The 16,532-nt window shown below is 35.2% G+C and carries 14 protein-coding genes and 3 tRNA genes; 3 read left to right on the top strand and 14 right to left on the bottom strand.

Annotated elements, in window-relative coordinates:
• Window positions 1-40: 40 nt before the first annotated feature.
• The 10 genes from ACNQF6_RS06585 to ACNQF6_RS06540 all read right to left on the bottom strand — a co-directional run bounded on the left by ACNQF6_RS06585 (window position 41) and on the right by ACNQF6_RS06540 (window position 10,861).
• Complete coding sequence (locus ACNQF6_RS06585) at window positions 41-1,657, bottom strand: UxaA family hydrolase (protein WP_417964347.1); 1,617 nt, start codon at window positions 1,655-1,657, stop codon at window positions 41-43.
• 29 nt (window positions 1,658-1,686) lie between these two features.
• Window positions 1,687-3,129: a tagaturonate reductase gene (locus ACNQF6_RS06580; RefSeq protein ID WP_417964345.1), complete on the bottom strand. Its 1,443-nt coding sequence runs from the start codon at window positions 3,127-3,129 to the stop codon at window positions 1,687-1,689.
• A gap of 217 nt (window positions 3,130-3,346) precedes the next feature.
• Window positions 3,347-4,162: an SDR family oxidoreductase gene (locus ACNQF6_RS06575; protein ID WP_417964343.1), complete on the bottom strand. Its 816-nt coding sequence runs from the start codon at window positions 4,160-4,162 to the stop codon at window positions 3,347-3,349.
• A gap of 13 nt (window positions 4,163-4,175) precedes the next feature.
• Complete coding sequence (locus ACNQF6_RS06570) at window positions 4,176-4,844, bottom strand: bifunctional 4-hydroxy-2-oxoglutarate aldolase/2-dehydro-3-deoxy-phosphogluconate aldolase (protein WP_417964341.1); 669 nt, start codon at window positions 4,842-4,844, stop codon at window positions 4,176-4,178.
• 10 nt (window positions 4,845-4,854) lie between these two features.
• Window positions 4,855-5,877: a PfkB family carbohydrate kinase gene (locus ACNQF6_RS06565; protein ID WP_417964339.1), complete on the bottom strand. Its 1,023-nt coding sequence runs from the start codon at window positions 5,875-5,877 to the stop codon at window positions 4,855-4,857.
• A 23-nt stretch (window positions 5,878-5,900) separates the two neighbouring features.
• Complete coding sequence (locus ACNQF6_RS06560) at window positions 5,901-6,248, bottom strand: cupin domain-containing protein (protein WP_417964337.1); 348 nt, start codon at window positions 6,246-6,248, stop codon at window positions 5,901-5,903.
• An 18-nt stretch (window positions 6,249-6,266) separates the two neighbouring features.
• Window positions 6,267-7,667 carry a glucuronate isomerase gene (gene uxaC / locus ACNQF6_RS06555; RefSeq protein ID WP_417964335.1) on the bottom strand — a complete coding sequence of 467 codons (1,401 nt, stop codon included), beginning with the start codon at window positions 7,665-7,667 and terminating at the stop codon, window positions 6,267-6,269.
• A gap of 17 nt (window positions 7,668-7,684) precedes the next feature.
• A complete protein-coding gene (locus ACNQF6_RS06550; protein ID WP_113665641.1) occupies window positions 7,685-8,470 on the bottom strand; it encodes a gluconate 5-dehydrogenase in 786 nt (261 codons plus the stop codon).
• A 6-nt stretch (window positions 8,471-8,476) separates the two neighbouring features.
• Window positions 8,477-9,313, bottom strand: a complete 837-nt coding sequence (kduI, locus tag ACNQF6_RS06545; protein ID WP_417964332.1) for a 5-dehydro-4-deoxy-D-glucuronate isomerase — start codon at window positions 9,311-9,313, stop codon at window positions 8,477-8,479.
• Window positions 9,314-9,412: 99 nt separating this feature from the next.
• Window positions 9,413-10,861 (bottom strand): MFS transporter, encoded by a 1,449-nt coding sequence (locus tag ACNQF6_RS06540; RefSeq protein WP_417964330.1) that lies wholly within the window; start codon window positions 10,859-10,861, stop codon window positions 9,413-9,415.
• A gap of 433 nt (window positions 10,862-11,294) precedes the next feature.
• Between ACNQF6_RS06540 and ACNQF6_RS06535 the strand changes: the two genes are divergently transcribed.
• Entirely contained in the window at window positions 11,295-12,233 is a 939-nt protein-coding gene (locus tag ACNQF6_RS06535; RefSeq protein WP_417964328.1) for an alpha/beta hydrolase, read from the top strand.
• A gap of 443 nt (window positions 12,234-12,676) precedes the next feature.
• Here ACNQF6_RS06535 and ACNQF6_RS06530 read toward each other — a convergent pair.
• From ACNQF6_RS06530 to ACNQF6_RS06520, 3 genes are all read right to left on the bottom strand, one after another.
• A tRNA-Arg gene (locus ACNQF6_RS06530) sits at window positions 12,677-12,750 on the bottom strand.
• A 22-nt stretch (window positions 12,751-12,772) separates the two neighbouring features.
• Window positions 12,773-12,847, bottom strand: a tRNA-Pro gene (locus tag ACNQF6_RS06525).
• Between the two features lie 17 nt (window positions 12,848-12,864).
• A tRNA-Ser gene (locus ACNQF6_RS06520) sits at window positions 12,865-12,948 on the bottom strand.
• A 230-nt stretch (window positions 12,949-13,178) separates the two neighbouring features.
• On the opposite strand from ACNQF6_RS06520, the gene ACNQF6_RS06515 reads away from it, so the two are divergent.
• The gene (locus ACNQF6_RS06515) at window positions 13,179-14,357 is read left to right on the top strand and encodes an acetyl-CoA C-acyltransferase (protein ID WP_417964326.1); all 1,179 of its coding nucleotides are present in this window, start codon (window positions 13,179-13,181) and stop codon (window positions 14,355-14,357) included.
• A 72-nt stretch (window positions 14,358-14,429) separates the two neighbouring features.
• Window positions 14,430-15,191 carry a C40 family peptidase gene (locus ACNQF6_RS06510; protein ID WP_417964324.1) on the top strand — a complete coding sequence of 254 codons (762 nt, stop codon included), beginning with the start codon at window positions 14,430-14,432 and terminating at the stop codon, window positions 15,189-15,191.
• Between the two features lie 72 nt (window positions 15,192-15,263).
• Here ACNQF6_RS06510 and ACNQF6_RS06505 read toward each other — a convergent pair whose 3' ends face one another.
• The gene (locus tag ACNQF6_RS06505) at window positions 15,264-16,532 is read right to left on the bottom strand and encodes a tetratricopeptide repeat protein (RefSeq protein ID WP_417964322.1); all 1,269 of its coding nucleotides are present in this window, start codon (window positions 16,530-16,532) and stop codon (window positions 15,264-15,266) included.

Raw genomic sequence — 16,532 nt, 5'->3', positions numbered from 1 at the left:
AAGTTTTGAACTTACCCTTTTAATATCTCAACAAGTTTTTTTATAAAGAAACGCCTCTTTTCCAAGGAATAAAATCGTTTTGATTCAAAATTGCTGCTTTAGTTTTAATTTCGCCACTAGCGACATTAATAATAAATTCCAGCATTTCATCCGCCATTTCATCAATTGTTTTTTCACCTGTAATAATTCCACCTGTATCAATGTCAATGATATCCGACATTTTTCTGGCCAATTCAGAGTTAGAGGAAACTTTCACTACCGGAGCAATTGGGTTTCCTGTTGGAGTTCCTAAACCTGTGGTAAACAAAACCATATTGGCTCCGGAACCTACCATTGCAGTTGTACATTCCACATCGTTTCCTGGCGTACATAGCAAATTCAAGCCTGGTTTTGAAATGTATTCTCCATAATCCGAAACACCTACTATTGGAGATGTTCCTCCTTTTTTTGCAGCTCCTGCTGATTTCATGGCATCCGTAATCAATCCATCTTTGATATTTCCCGGTGAAGGATTCATATCAAATCCAGATCCGGCATCTACAACCGTTTTTTCATACCATTTCATCAATTCTAAAAAGCGTACTCCAGCTTCATCTTCAACACAACGGTTTACTAATTCCTGCTCCACACCACATAATTCCGGAAACTCCGAAAGAATGGTTGTTGCTCCTAGCGCTGTGAGCAAATCAGAAGTTACACCTAAGGTTGGATTAGCCGAGATTCCTGAGAACCCGTCTGAACCGCCACATTCCAAGCCAATCGTCAATTTAGACAATGGCGCTGGTGTTCTTTCTATTTTATTTGCTTCTTTGATGGCTTCAAAAGTATCTTTTACCACACTGCTCAACATTGCCTCAATGGTACCAATTTGTTGCTGATCATAAATCAAAACCGGTTTGGTACTTGTTGGATTAATTTCATATAAAGCGTCTTTAAAGATTTGGATTTGCAAGTTTTGACAACCCAAACTCAAAACCGTTGCTCCAGCCACATTTGGATTATTGACATATCCTGCCAAAAGTTTAGCCAAACTGTGTGAATCTTGGCGAATTCCGCCACAGCCGCCTTGATGCGTGATGAATTTCACTTCAATATTGTTGAATAAATCAGCTTCCGCAGACTTTCCTGTCGCTTCTGTGGAACCGTTTTCAGAACTTACTAACGAACGAAGTAATAATTGATAATCGTTTTCTTTTGGCTTCATCAATTCTTTTTCAAAAATATCCTTTAAGATTTCGATATTTCTGTTTTCACAAAAAACTAACGGAAAAAACAACCAAACATTCTCGGTCCCTACCTGTCCGTCCTCCCGGTGATATCCATTGAAAGTTCTGTCTTTCCATTTTTCAATATTGGGAACATCCCAACCAGTAGTTTCCGTTTTTCCAATCACTTTATCACTTTCATGCTTAACATTTAACGTAGAAAGTAGACCTCCTTTTAAAATTTTGGCACTTGCTTTACCCACCAAAACACCGTACATTATAATTCGATCACCGGTATTCAAATCATTTAAAGCGATTTTATGTTTCATTTTCACATCAGTGATGATAGTGATATTTTCACCTTCAAAGTGGATAACCTCAGCAGCTGCAAGATTCACCAATGCTACCGCAACATTATCTGAAGGATTTACTTTTATTAATTTCTTTTGCATTTTAATAAATGTGATAGGTTTATAAAATATTAATATTGTTGACTGAAATTGGCAAAACCTTTTTCAATACCATTCGCTTCAATTTCGTTCAATGCCAATACCATAGCTTTTGATAATCCGTTTATTTTAGTTAAATCTTCACCCCAGAATTCGTCATTAGATAAAATTTTAGTCGCAACTAAATCTAAAGATCCTAATTGCCAAGCATTTTTAAATGCTTCAACTACCTCTGGAGAATCTTTTACCGGTAATGCTTCGTCACTCCAAGTTCCTTTGTAGAATTGGATTAAACAAGCTAATGAAAAAGTCAAATTAGTAGGCAATTTTTTATTCGAATTATAATATCCTAATAAACTAGGCAAAACTCTTACTTTGAATTTTGAGATTGAATTTAAAGCAATATCAGCCAATGCATGTTTGATAAATGGATTTTTAAATCGATCCATTACCTCTTCATTATAGGCAAGGATTTCATTTTTATCCATATCAAGGGTTGCACTAATCTCACCAATAACGCTGTTAACGAATTCCCCAGTAAAATTACCGTTAACGGTTTCCATTACTAATTTGTTACCGTGCAATAGTGAAAAAGGGACCATTGCGGTATGCGCACCATTTAAAATACGAACTTTTATCATTTTAAAAGGCCGTATATCGTCAACAATCTTCACATTCAAATTTGTTTTATGGAAAGGTAATTTTTGCTTTAAAGCGTCACCGCCTTCGATAGCCCAAAGGAAAAATGGTTCAGCAGCGACAATTAAATTGTCTTGATACTCTAATTTGCTATTGTATTCTTCAATTTCAGCTCTTGGATATCCAGGGACAATTCTGTCCACCAAAGTACTATGATAGGTACAAGCATCTGATAACCAAGTTTTAAAATCAACACCTAATTCCCATGAATCGCAGTATTGCAAAATAAATTTCTTTAAAGTTTCTGAGTTATAATCGATCAATTCACAAGGAATGATAGTCAATCCTTTAGCAGCGTCTCCATTGAAATGTTTGAATCTTTCATATAATAAAACAGTCAACTTTGCAGGAAATGCAACCGGTGGTTGCATATCTGGAGTATCACTTTCGATAAATTCAATTCCCGCTTCAGTAGTATTTGAAACGATAAATTGAAGTTCCTCTTCTTTGGCTAACGCTAGATAATCTGCAAAATCAGTGTAAGGATTTATAGCTTTTACAATATTAGAAATTAACTCAATATCCTGTATTTTTTCGCCTTTTTTGATTCCATTCATAAACAAAGTGTAAAGACCATCTTGATCGTTAATCATGTTTATCATACCTTCTTTCAATGGCTGAACTATTGCGATACCAGCATTGAAATCAACTTCTTTATTAAGTTTTTGAAAAGCGTAATCTACAAATGCTCTCAAGAAATTACCTTCTCCAAATTGTACCACTTTTATGGGTTGCAATTTTTCTAATCCTGTATTTATTCTGTTTAATTTTTTCATTTTTTATATCTTTAATACTCCAAAATCTTATTTTTTAGCAGTAAAATGTTTTATTTTTTTAAGCCGGAAACACGCTTAATTAAGGGCACAATAAACGACTTAACTGCTTTGCGATTTAACATTTCAGTCCATTAGAGGAATAAGGAACAATCCTTTAAAACGCATTTCTTTAAGTCGCTTATTGCATTCTTATTTTATAATTTTAAATTGAATTTTCTTAAACGCCACTATAAATCGTAAATCCGCCGTCAACAGTAATTTTTGATCCTGTAACAAATTTTGACGCATCACTTAACAACCAAACTAAGGCACCTGCAAGTTCCTCCGGATTTCCAAAACGTTTAAATGGTGTGTTTTGAAGTACCAAATTCCCTCTATCCGTTAAGCTCCCATCGGCGTTAGTCAACAACGTTCTGTTTTGTTCCGTAAGAAAAAATCCAGGTGCAATTGAATTCATGCGTATTGCATCGCCATATCGTTTAGCGAGCTCCACTGCAAACCATTGCGTATAAGAATCTATGGAAGATTTAGCTAGGCTGTAGCCCAATACTTTGGTAACCGCTAATTGTGACACTACCGATGAAATATTTACGATACTTCCTGAGACTCCATTTTTTATAGCTTCCCCAAAAACTTGTGTTGGTAAAATAGTGCCTACCAGGTTTAATCGCATTACATCTTCCAAAGCAATAACATTCAACTTGAAAATATCCTGCTCCGGCTGTACAACTGCTTCCGGAAGGTTTCCGCCGGCCGCATTGACCAAACCATCAATTTTTCCAAATTCGGCAAGCATTTTTTCTTTTGCAGCTAAGAGTTGTAACTCATCCGTTACATCGGCAATCAGAGTGATAGCTCGTCCGCCTTTGGCAATTACATTTTGAACTCTTTCATTGGCTATTTTCTCATTTCTGCCCAAAATTCCCACTGCTCCTCCTGCCTGAATAATACCATTGATAAAGGCTTCACCGAGTATTCCGGTTCCGCCGGTTACCACTATTACTTTCCCTTTTAATGAAAAATTATTTTCCATCTATTTTTGTTTATTAGCTTCTAAGTTCTTTAATTGTGGCTAAAGTTGCTCTGACGGTTGCCTCTAAACCATCAAAATCCTCACTTTTCAAAACTTCATTTGAAATCAACTGAGAACCAATACCTACACAAGTTACTCCAGCGTCAAACCAGTTTTTTAGATTGTCTCTATCGGTTGAAACACCTCCGGTTGGCATAATACTCGTCCATGGACAAGGACCTTTGATTCCTTTGACAAATTGTGGTCCGTAAACATCGCCTGGGAATAATTTTACTATTTCACAACCCAATTCTTCGGCGCGTGCAATTTCAGTAAGTGAAGCGCAACCTGGTGACCACAATACTTTGCGACGGTTGCAAACCAATGCAATATCTTCTCTCAAAACCGGAGTTACAATAAAATTTGCTCCTAATTGCATATACAATGAAGCAGCAGCGGCATCCGTTATCGAACCAACTCCCAAGATCATTCCCGGCAATTCAGCTAATGCGTATTTATTTAATGCACCAAAAACTTCAAAAGCAAAATCGCCTCTGCTGGTGAATTCCATCAATCGGGCTCCACCATCATAACAGGCTTTGATCACTTTTTTACCCAATTCAACATCGGTATGAAAAAATAAGGGAACCATTCCCGTTTCCGCCATTACATTTGCTACTTCTAATCTTGAATATTTTGCCATACTTCTATATTTATCTAGAAACTAATCCAGCGCCATCACCGTCTAGCATATTTTCAACTTCTTTTAAGGTCACTAAATTATAATCCCCTGCAATGGTATGTTTTAAACAACAGGCCGCAACTGCAAAACCTAACGCTCTTTGATTGTTATTTTGAAATTCCAACAAACCATAAATCAATCCGCCCATAAAGGCATCACCACTGCCTACACGATCTACCACAGGAGTTACTTCTTTTACGGCAGCATTATAAATACTTTTTCCGTCAAATAAAATGCCTCCAATTCGTTGGTGCGATGCACTAACTGAATAGCGTAATGTAGTAGCTGCTATTTTTAAATTTGGACATAATTCAAATAACTTATTATACAAAACAGGTAGTGATTTTGTGTCTTGATAATTAGGACTCACTTTAGGGATTCCTAACATAAAATAAGCGGTATCAATATCTCCTAGAATTACGTTGCTATAGTGTAATATTTCAGGCATAACCTCACTGGGAGTTTTGCCATATTGCCATAATTTTGATCTATAATTCAAATCGCAAGAAATTGTTAAACCTAATTTATGAGCCACTTTTACGGCTTCTAAACAGGCTTCCGCAGCACTCTCAGAAATCGCAGGTGTAATCCCACTCCAATGAAACCAGGTAGCATCTTCGAGTACTTTTTCCCAATCAACTGCTCCTTTTTCAATGGTTGCCATGGAGCTATGTGCACGGTCATACACTACGTTGCTGCCGCGTGTGCCAGCACCCGTTTCAAGATAATAAATCCCTAAACGATCACCTCCAAAAATGATGTTTTTGGATTCAACATTCATCTTTCGCATTTCTTTTAGCGCACAAGCACCTATTTCATTCTCTGGAATTCTGGTTATAAATGCTGCATTTACACCATAATTAGCCAAAGAAACGGCCACATTAAATTCACCTCCACCATAGGAAGCGGTAAATGCTTTTGCTTGCTCAAAACGCAAATGCCTTTCTGTTGAAAGTCGCAACATTATTTCGCCAAAAGTGACTACTTTATTCATTTTATACCTGAATTAAATGTTCTCTATTTTATAAAATCTTCTCTCATAGGACTAAAAACATCGATTAGAATTCCTTCTTCCAAACAAACAACTCCATGTATTTTATTAGAGGGAATGTAAAAGGAATCTCCTTTTTTTAGTATTCTTGTTTCCTCTTCAATAGTCACTTCAAATGTACCAGCGGCAACGTAGGTAACTTGTGTGTGATGGTGATTATGCAAAGGACCAATTGCTCCTTTCTCAAACTTCACATTGACCATCATAACCAGATCATCAAATCCCAAAATTTGACGTTGCACGCCTTCCCCCACATCTTCCCATTGGGTTTCTTCTTCTTTAAAAAAGCGCGAATTATTTGCCAATACCGTCATACTATGCGAATCTGATTGTTAGAATTTAAAATATTCTTTGGCATTATTATAACTGATATCCGCAACCATTTTACCAATCCATTCCATGTCATTTGGTAATTCACCTCTTTTGATTTCATCCCCTAAAAGATTACAAAGAATACGTCTAAAATATTCGTGTCTGGGAAACGATAAAAAGCTTCTGGAATCGGTCAACATTCCAATAAAACAACTGATCAATCCCATGTTAGAAAGCGCATTCAATTGTTTTGTCATTCCGTCTTTCTGGTCTAAAAACCACCATCCAGATCCAAACTGTACTTTACCCTTTACACTTCCATCGTTAAAATTACCAATCATCGTAGCCATAACTTCGTTATCGGCAGGATTTAGATTGTAAATAATAGTTTTTGTCAATTTATCTTTACTGTCTAAAGCATTTAAAAAACGAGATAATTTTTGAGCCTGCGGATAATCTCCAATGGAATCCCATCCGGTATCAGGACCTAAAATACGGTGCATGCGCTCATTATTATTTCTTAGTGCTCCCAAGTGAAACTGCTGTACCCAACCGTATTGGTGGTAAGTTTCAGATAAAAACAATAAAATAGCGGTTTGAAATTTTAACGCCTCTTCATTACTAATTACTTGATTTTCTCTTTTCTTTTTGAAAATTGCATTCACTTCACTTTCGATAAAATTTTCAAAATAAATTTGGTCTAAACCATGATCACAAAGTTTGCAACCATTTTTATCAAAAAAGTCAATTCTGTTGGTAAGCGCAGTACACAAATCAGAATAAGAACTAATCGAAATTCCTGCAACTTCACCTAAAGTGTCTATGTACGAATTATATCCATCATTCGAAATTAGAATCGCTTTATCCGGTCTAAAGGCAGTGCTAACCTTGGTCCCAAAGGGATTTTTGGCTAATTGTTGATGGTATTCTAAAGTATCAATTGGATCTTCGGTAGTACATACAAATTCGGCATTTACTTTTCGAAGCAAATTTTGAGTGCTGTATTCTGCCGAATTTATTTTGGCGGAAGCCTCACTATATATTTTCTCAGCCGATTTTTCATTTAACAAATCATTAATATCAAAATAACGGGCCAATTCCAGATGCGTCCAATGGTACAAAGGGTTGCGCATGGTGTACGGAACTGTTTTTGCCCAATTCATAAACTTGTCTTTGTCTGAACCGTTTCCTGTTATAAACTGCTCGTTGATCCCTAACGTACGCATTGCACGCCACTTATAATGGTCACCATTGATCCAAACCTGAGTGATATTGTCGAAAATTTTATCTTCAGAAATAAACTGTGGCGACAAATGATTGTGATAATCTATAATAGGCTGATTTTTAGAATAATTATGATATAATTCTTCCGCAAATTTATTTTCTAATAAAAAATTGTCGTTTATAAATGGTGTACTCATTATAAATTTCTTAAATATTAATTTTCATTTGATGGTTTTCCAATGGTAGCTAATATTCCACCATCGACATATACAATTTGTCCGTTTACAAAATCACTCGCTCTTGAAGCCAAAAAGACAGCTGTTCCCGCTAAATCTTCTGGATTTCCCCAACGTGCAGCCGGCGTTCTGTTGATTATAAATTCATTAAACGGATGTCCGTCTACTCGAATAGGTTCTGTTTGTGTAGTTGCAAAATAACCAGGACCAATTCCGTTAACTTGAATATTGTATTTTGCCCATTCGGTAGCCAGATTTCGGGTCAGCATTTTCAGACCACCTTTTGCAGCAGCATAAGCCGAAACACTGTTCCGTCCCAATTCACTCATCATGGAACAAATGTTGATTATTTTGCCTTCCTGTCTTTCAATCATTTGCTTTGCAACCAATTGTGACATGATAAAAGGGCCTACTAAATCCACATCAATCACTTTTCTAAAATCAGAAACCGGCATTGTGATGGCCAATTCTCTTTTTATAATTCCGGCGTTGTTCACTAAAATATGAATATCTCCTAATTCTTTGGTGATTAATGCAATGTTGTCTGCCGCCGCTTTTTCATCGGTAACATCAAATAAATATCCGGAAACTTTATATCCTTTACCAGAATAATACGCCAGTGCTTCCTCCATTTTAGAAGGCGTTGTACCGGTTATTACAAGTTCAGCACCTGCAATTGCCAAACCTTCCGCCATTGCCAAACCTAAACCGTGCGTTCCTCCGGTTATCAGTGCTCTTTTTCCTTTTAAATCAAATAAATTCATAGTTTCTTATCTTAATTCATTTGGGGCAACGATATCCATGTCGCCATAATCTAAATTCTCTCCGGCCATTCCCCATATAAAAGAATAGTTTGACGTTCCTGCACCAGAATGTATGGACCATTCCGGAGATAAAACGGCTTGGTGGTTTTGCATGAAGATATGTCTGGTATTTTGTGGTTCTCCCATAAAATGACAAATCGTTTGTGGTGCTTCTATATCAAAATAAAAATAGGCCTCCATTCGTCGGTTGTGCGTGTGGGCTGGCATGGTGTTCCATACATTTCCGGGCAACAATTCCGTAAGTCCCATTTGCAACTGACACGTTTCAACGATACTGTTGACGATCAGTTTATTTAAAATCCTCTTGTTGGCTGTTTTTTCTTCTCCTAATTGAATGACTTCAGCGTCTTCTTTTCCGATTTTTTTATTTGGAAACTTCGTATGTGCCGGTGCCGAATTAATATAAAATAACGCTTGCTCTCCATTTGAACTAGAAAAAAGAACTTCCTTACAACCTTGGCCTACATAAAGTGCTTCCTTTTTTTGCAATTCATATTCCACGCCGTCAACTCTAATAATTCCACTACCGCCAACGTTAATAATTCCTAATTCTCTTCGGTCCAGAAAATTATCAGATTTCAAATACGGAATAGTTTCTAGTTTTAATTCTTTGTCAACCGGCATTATTCCTCCCACAATGTATCTATCATACATAGAATAGGTTAGTTTTATTTCATTTTCAACGAAAAGATTTTCAATTAAAAATTGCTCTCTCAATTCGTCAGTTCCATATTTCTTGACGTCCGTAGGGTTCGAAGCGTATCTGAAAGAAAAATTTGTCATATTATATTATTTAATGTAATCGATTACACAAAGATACTTTATATTCCTTTAAGTACTATTTTTTAATCTCTAAAAAGCTGTTAATTTTAAAAAACCGACTTATAAATCAGTAATCGGACTATACTTTGGCACCAATGCTTTCATAACTAACCAACCAGTCAAATAACAAACGGCACAAATTGAGAAAATGATGAAATATCCAGCTTCAATCCCTTGAAAACCCATAAAAGCCATATTGGTTTCTTTAGAATAATCAAATAATAATCCTGAACCCTTGTTGATCATCGTGGAACCAATACCACCAGCCAAACCGCCAATACCTGTAATAGTTGCAATTGCTTTTTTAGGGAACATATCGCCAACTGTTGTGAAGATATTTGCCGACCAAGATTGGTGAGCCGCTCCTGAAATACCAATTATTATTACGGGCAACCAATAGCTAATATGCCCCAAAGGCTGCGCGATCAAAGCTAATAATGGAAAAAAAGCGAAAATCAGCATGGCTTTCATTCGTCCTTCATAAGGATTCATCCCCTTCTTTTCAACAAAATAAGTGGGCAACCAACCTCCAATAATTGAAAGCAATGTAATCATGTACAATACAAATAATGGCAAAGCCGCTTCGGTTGAATCCATCCCGTAAACTGAGCTTAAATACGCAGGAGTCCAAAACAAAAAGAACCACCACACGCCATCGGTCATGAACTTACCAAAAGCAAAAGCCCATGTTTGTTTGTATCTAAAACAATCCATTAAAGTTACCTTGGTGCTCGTTTCTGGTACATATCCTTCTAATTTACTGGCCGCAATATCATCTTGCTGGATATATTCTAATTCAGCGGTACTAACCTTTAGATGTTTCTCTGGTTTTTCATACATAAAAACCCAAAATCCCATCCAAACAAAACCTAAGGCACCAATGATAATAAAAGCCATTTCCCAACCAAATGCTTTTGCAATAAACGGAATAGATATTGGAGCAGCTAATGCACCAACTGTTGCACCTGCATTAAAAATACTTGTAGAAAATGCTCTGTCTTTTTTTGGAAAATATTCGGCAGTCGTTTTAATAGCTGCGGGGAAATTTCCTGCCTCTCCAACGGCCAAAACAAAACGGGCAAAAATAAATAAAGTTACACTTACATTGATAATCAGCCCAGTATCTTTCACCGTACTAAGTGCTTCTTTTGCTCCTTCAAAACCGACAAACCAATCCCCAGTTATAATCCCTGCTGTTCCAATACCACAGAATGCATGTAAACAAGCTCCAAAAGACCAAATCCCAATAGCCCAAAGAAATCCTTTTTTGGTATCTAACCAATCCACGAATCTTCCCGCAAATAATAATGATACTGCATAAAAAATTGAAAATAACGCCGTAATATTTCCATAATCATTGTTGGTCCAATGAAATTCCGGAGCAATAAAATCGCTCCATGTCAATGAAAGCACTTGTCTGTCCAAGTAATTTATAGTGGTTGCAAAAAAAAGCAAACCACAGATTGACCAGCGGTAGTTTCCAATATTTTTGCTTGTTTGCTTTATCATGTGGTAATATTTAAAATAGTTAGTTTTTGATATAAAATCCGCCCTTATTACGTAAAATAATTTACTCGCAGATTTGATCTCTTTTCAAAATCAATTTTGGTAAAGTCTTTTTTTTATTCAACAGCTTTTTTAGTGCTAGAGTAAATTCGATTGCAATAAATGTAATCGATTGCACAAATATACTTTTAAATATTCATTATCCAAATAATTTATATATTATTTTAAATTAGCAACTTAAATAAATGTATAAAATAAAAAAAATAATATTAAATTACATATTAAACAAAATAGATGTTAAATATAAGAAACCACTAATTTCAGCTTTCAGGAATACTCAAACCGTATTAATAATGCCTTTTTAATTCTTGAAAAAGCTGTTTTAATTTTATCGTACCGAAAAAGCAATATCCTTATTTTATAAAATATAAATACAATGAAAATTAATACTACTCTAAAATTAAATTACTCTGTTTTACTTCTACTTTTTATTATCGGTATAAATTTAACAATGCATGCGCAAAATCAAATTATACCGCTTTGGTCGGAGACAATTCCTGGTGCATTAATAACATCTGATTATAAGGAAAAAGAAATCTATAAAGAACAAACGATACAAAGCACCAGCAAAGTTGTAACTCCTACCCTATCTATTTTTTTACCAAATCCAAAATCTTCTAACGGTTCTTCAGTTCTGATTTTCCCTGGAGGCGGATATTCGCATTTAGCTATTAATAAAGAGGGGATAAAAGTAGCCCAATGGCTAAATTCGTTAGGAATAACTGCCTTTGTATTAAAATACAGATTACCCAATGATCAAATAATGAAAGATAAAACAATTGGCCCCTTACAAGATGCCCAAGAAGCAATCCGGTATATCCGACGTAACGCTGAAAAATGGAAAGTAAAGAAGGACAAAATTGGTGTAATGGGGTTTTCGGCAGGCGGACATTTAGCAGCAACTTTATCTACTCGTTATAATGACAGAGTTTACCAAGTTTCTGATTCTGTTACTGCAAAACCAGATTTTTCGATATTAATCTACCCCGTTATTTCCATGACAAATGAAATCACACACAAAGGATCACAAAATAATTTATTAGGGATCTCACCGTCCGTTTCATTGATTGGTAAATTTTCTAATGAACAACACATAAATTCTTCCACTCCGCCCACGTTTATAATTCATGCAACTGACGATTTAGTTGTTCCTGTAGAAAATAGCATGAATTATTACATCGCTTTAAAGAGAAATAAGGTTCCTGCAGAGTTACATCTGTATGAAAAAGGCGGGCATGGCTTTGGTTTGGGAGTTAAAGGTACAAGCAAATATTGGACTACAGATTGCGAGAATTGGCTTCGTGGCATCTTATGAATAATCGATTAAATTATAAAGTTATATATTTTATTTTATGAAATACCCAGTCCTGAAAAATAACACAAGATTAATAATGAAAAAAGTTCAGTTTTTAAACAGTAGTGAGCTCATGTTTACTACTGTTTTTTGTTTTATAGGTTTTAATTTGATTTTGTTCATGTCTCTTATTTGAAGTAAGAATATAATTTTAATAATTAAAGCATTGATATTGTATATATTAATATTTTTTTTAGCATATCTCGCCCCACGTTTAACATGTCATTAAAACACAAGTAATTCAGAACAGTATTTAACAGTTTTTTTCCATTTAGACAACTATTATATTTTAATTATCTTTTTATGGAAAACCATTTTTTAATTTATTAACAAATAATTTCAAGCATATCAATTCAAAACATCATTAAACGCAAAAAACCCACTGAAAACAGTGGGTTTTGTTGTGAAGGCAGAAGGATTCGAACCTTCGACCGCCTGCTTAGAAGGCAGGTGCTCTATCCAGCTGAGCTATGCCTCCATTGCTCATGTAAAAAAATTAGTCGGGGTGGCAGGATTCGAACCTGCGGCCTCCTGCTCCCAAAGCAGGCGCGATAACCGAGCTACGCTACACCCCGAAAAGCAAATTATAAAGCGGAGGGACAGGGACTCGAACCCTGGCACCGATTACTCGATGACAGTTTAGCAAACTGCTCCATTACCACTCTGGCACCCCTCCAAGCTCAAGAAACGTGTTCTGTTTTGCGGTTGCAAATTTAAGACATCTTTACGTTTCTCACAACTATTTAAGGCCTTTTTTTTAATATTTTTTATCATTTTTACAAAAACACTTCACAATCAAATATATAGAATGAAAATAAATTTAAAAAAAGATAATGACAAAATCAAAATTTGAAATTGTTTAAAAAAGATTAAATTTGCTACATAAACCAACATTATAAAAAAGTCATGAACAAAAGAGTTGTTATCGTTTCTGCCGTTAGGACACCTATCGGAAGTTTTATGGGGGGATTATCTACAGTTACTGCTCCAAAATTAGGAGCAATCGCTATTAAAGGTGCTTTAGATAAAATAAAGTTAGATCCAAATTTAATTGATGAAGTATTCATGGGTAATGTAGTTCAAGCCGGTGTAGGACAAGCTCCTGCAAGACAAGCTGCACTATTTGCCGGTTTAACAGATTCAGTTGCCTGCACCACAATAAATAAAGTATGCGCTTCAGGAATGAAAGCAGTTATGTTAGGAGCACAAGCTATTCAATGCGGTGATGCCGAAATTGTAGTTGCTGGTGGAATGGAAAATATGAGTTTGATTCCACATTATATGAATTTAAGAAGTGGAACTAAATTTGGTCCTGCAACCATGATTGACGGAATGCAGAAAGACGGGCTTACTGATGCTTATGATAACAGCGCTATGGGAGTGTGTGCTGACTTATGTGCTTCAGAATATAATATTACAAGAGAAAATCAAGATAACTACGCAATTCAATCGTATGAGCGTAGTGCAAAAGCATGGGATTCAGGAAAATTTGATAATGAAGTTGTTCCAGTTCCGGTTCCACAAAGAAAAGGAGATCCTATCATCGTTTCTAAAGATGAAGAATTCACAAATGTAAAATTAGATAAAATACCATCTTTGAATGCTGTTTTCACAAAAGATGGAACTGTAACTGCAGCTAATGCATCAACAATAAACGACGGAGCAGCAGCAGTAATTTTAATGAGTGAGGAAAAAGCAATCGCTTTAGGACTAAAACCTTTGGCTTACATCAACGGATATGCTGATGCAGCTCAAGAACCTAAATGGTTTACTACTAGTCCTGCAAAAGCAATCCCTAAAGCATTAGAAAAAGCTGGAATAACCATCAATGATGTAGATTATTTTGAATTTAATGAAGCATTTGCCGTTGTAGGTTTAGCTAACTCACAAATCCTTGGATTAGCAGATAACAAAGTAAATGTAAATGGTGGCGCTGTATCTTTAGGACATCCTCTGGGTTGTTCGGGAGTTAGAATCATTGTTACCCTATTAAATGTTTTAGAACAAAACAATGCTAAAATTGGTGCTGCAGCAATTTGCAATGGCGGTGGCGGTGCTTCAGCAATTGTTATTGAAAGAGCTTAAATAATTACAGGTTAAGAGTTATAGGCTTCAAAGACCTTTAACTCTTAATTCTTAACTCATAAAAGAACCTAAATGTTCGGAATTTGCAATCTAGCCATTATCCCACTTCGCTTTGAACCCAGTGATAGAAGCGAAATCGTTTCTCAAATTTTATTTGGCGAACATTTTGAAATTTTAGAACAATTGAGACAATGGTCCAAAATCAGAATGCAATATGATGATTATGAAGGTTGGATAGATTCTAAACAATTACAACTGATTTCTGAAGCCAGTTTTAATCAACTATCTTCTGAAGCTATCATTTTAAATGCTGATTTAATAGAATATATTACCGCACCAAATAATTTATTGATACCCATTCCCCTTGGTTCCTCTTTATCTTTTATACATCATAATGAGATAAATATTTCGAATTTTGATTTTGAAGGAACTAAAACTAGTGGAGAAAAAAACAAAGAAAGTTTAGTAAATAGTGCTTTTTTGTATTTGAACGCTCCTTACCTATGGGGAGGAAAAACTCCTTTTGGTATCGATTGCTCGGGTTTTACCCAAATGGTATACAAACTCAATGGATACAAATTATTGCGAGATGCCTCTCAACAATCAACACAAGGTGAAGCATTAAGTTTTATTGAAGAAAGCGAACCTGGAGACTTAGCTTTTTTTGATAATGAAGAAGGGAATATAATTCATGTAGGAATAATAATGGCCGATAATTATATCATTCACGCGAGTGGAAAAGTACGAATTGATAGGTTAGATCATCTGGGAATCTATAATCCCGAAACTAACAAACACACTCATAAACTTCGAGTAATCAAAAAAATAATCTAGACAATAATCTAAAAAAAACCTATCAAGAATTTCATTCGAGATAGGTTTTTTTTTAATTTACTTAAAAGAGTATTACATTTTAGCTTTCAATGCTTTTTTCTTTTCTGTCATTTCTAATGCGCCATAAACTCCTAATAAAGTTGCTTTAACTTCTGCATTTTTAGGGTCTAATTCGCTAGCTTTTTCTAAATAAGGTAAAGCATCTGTAAACACAGCTTCTCTTTGTTTTTTAAGAACTAAATAACGGTTATTATCTTTTTCTGAATTTCCTAATTTGCTAATCTCATCAAAAAGCTTTTTGTCAGCATCTAACTTCATGATTGCTAAATTAAGATACGCATTTACATAATCCGGTTTTATTTCAATCGCTCTTTTATAATATTTCTCAGCTTCAACAGTATTTTTAGCATTTCCACTTAATACGCCCAAATTAAAAATCAAATCAGCATCATTTGGATTTTTTTCCAATACTTCAGCTATTAATTTCTTGTACATATCGAAATCTTTTGTTTCCAAATAAAGATTAGCTTCTGTTAAAGTCAATGAAGCATCCTCCGGATTTGCTATTCTCGCTTCAGAGATTGCTTTTTTGGCTTCTTCAGTTTTACCTTTTTCAACTAAAATCAAAGCCATGTTTTTATAAATCTCACCCCTTTTGGAGGGAATGACTTCAGTTCTTGGCTTTTCATGTGTTCCTAACTTCACCATTCTGTCTCTTTCTTGAAGTGTCGTAAAAAAGTCTTCTTGACTAGTTAACTTATTAACTGCAAAATAGCTGGTCCCTTTCCCTGAATAATTTAATTTTTTTAAATCATCATACAACTTAAGAGCTGCATCATATTCTTTAGCGTTTACGTATGTAGAGGCTGAGTAGTACAAATTGATAGTGTCTTTTTTATCTAACAAATAAGCATCGTATAATTTTCTAGCACTATCTGCATGTTTATCCACTTTTGAATCAGCAATTGCACCGTTAATCAATTTGAATTTAATATCAGTAATTGAAGCTGCAGCCTGAGTTGAAAACTTTACTTTCCCAGAAGTTTTCTCAGTGGCAATCAAATCTTGGTATGCTTTTGCAGCAAGCGAAAGATTTGTATTAGTCTCAACATTCTTGTTCGCTAAATCCAATAAAGAATTCCCTTTTACAAAGAAAAATTGTGCTTTTTCAGCATCAGTAGCATTGGCTATTAAAGACTCAGCTTCCACTAAAATAGTTACTGCTTCTTGAGACTTACCAGCTTTCAACGCTTTTTCAGCGGCTTTAATTTGATCTTTTTGAGCAAAAGTAGCTACTGATATCAATAAAACTGATGCTAGTAATACATATTTACTTTTCAT

Source organism: Flavobacterium pasteuri (genome assembly GCF_048286615.1).
Classification (GTDB): Bacteria; Bacteroidota; Bacteroidia; order Flavobacteriales; family Flavobacteriaceae; genus Flavobacterium.
This window is presented reverse-complemented; position numbering and strand designations above follow the sequence as displayed.

Coding starts and splice junctions, on each gene's coding strand:
- ACNQF6_RS06585 (WP_417964347.1), bottom strand. CDS start 1,657: ATGCAAAAGAAATTAATAAAAGTAAATCCTTCAGATAATGTTGCGGTA.
- ACNQF6_RS06580 (WP_417964345.1), bottom strand. CDS start 3,129: ATGAAAAAATTAAACAGAATAAATACAGGATTAGAAAAATTGCAACCC.
- ACNQF6_RS06575 (WP_417964343.1), bottom strand. CDS start 4,162: ATGGAAAATAATTTTTCATTAAAAGGGAAAGTAATAGTGGTAACCGGC.
- ACNQF6_RS06570 (WP_417964341.1), bottom strand. CDS start 4,844: ATGGCAAAATATTCAAGATTAGAAGTAGCAAATGTAATGGCGGAAACG.
- ACNQF6_RS06565 (WP_417964339.1), bottom strand. CDS start 5,877: ATGAATAAAGTAGTCACTTTTGGCGAAATAATGTTGCGACTTTCAACA.
- ACNQF6_RS06560 (WP_417964337.1), bottom strand. CDS start 6,248: ATGACGGTATTGGCAAATAATTCGCGCTTTTTTAAAGAAGAAGAAACC.
- uxaC (WP_417964335.1), bottom strand. CDS start 7,667: ATGAGTACACCATTTATAAACGACAATTTTTTATTAGAAAATAAATTT.
- ACNQF6_RS06550 (WP_113665641.1), bottom strand. CDS start 8,470: ATGAATTTATTTGATTTAAAAGGAAAAAGAGCACTGATAACCGGAGGA.
- kduI (WP_417964332.1), bottom strand. CDS start 9,313: ATGACAAATTTTTCTTTCAGATACGCTTCGAACCCTACGGACGTCAAG.
- ACNQF6_RS06540 (WP_417964330.1), bottom strand. CDS start 10,861: ATGATAAAGCAAACAAGCAAAAATATTGGAAACTACCGCTGGTCAATC.
- ACNQF6_RS06535 (WP_417964328.1), top strand. CDS start 11,295: ATGAAAATTAATACTACTCTAAAATTAAATTACTCTGTTTTACTTCTA.
- ACNQF6_RS06515 (WP_417964326.1), top strand. CDS start 13,179: ATGAACAAAAGAGTTGTTATCGTTTCTGCCGTTAGGACACCTATCGGA.
- ACNQF6_RS06510 (WP_417964324.1), top strand. CDS start 14,430: ATGTTCGGAATTTGCAATCTAGCCATTATCCCACTTCGCTTTGAACCC.
- ACNQF6_RS06505 (WP_417964322.1), bottom strand. CDS start 16,532: ATGAAAAGTAAATATGTATTACTAGCATCAGTTTTATTGATATCAGTA.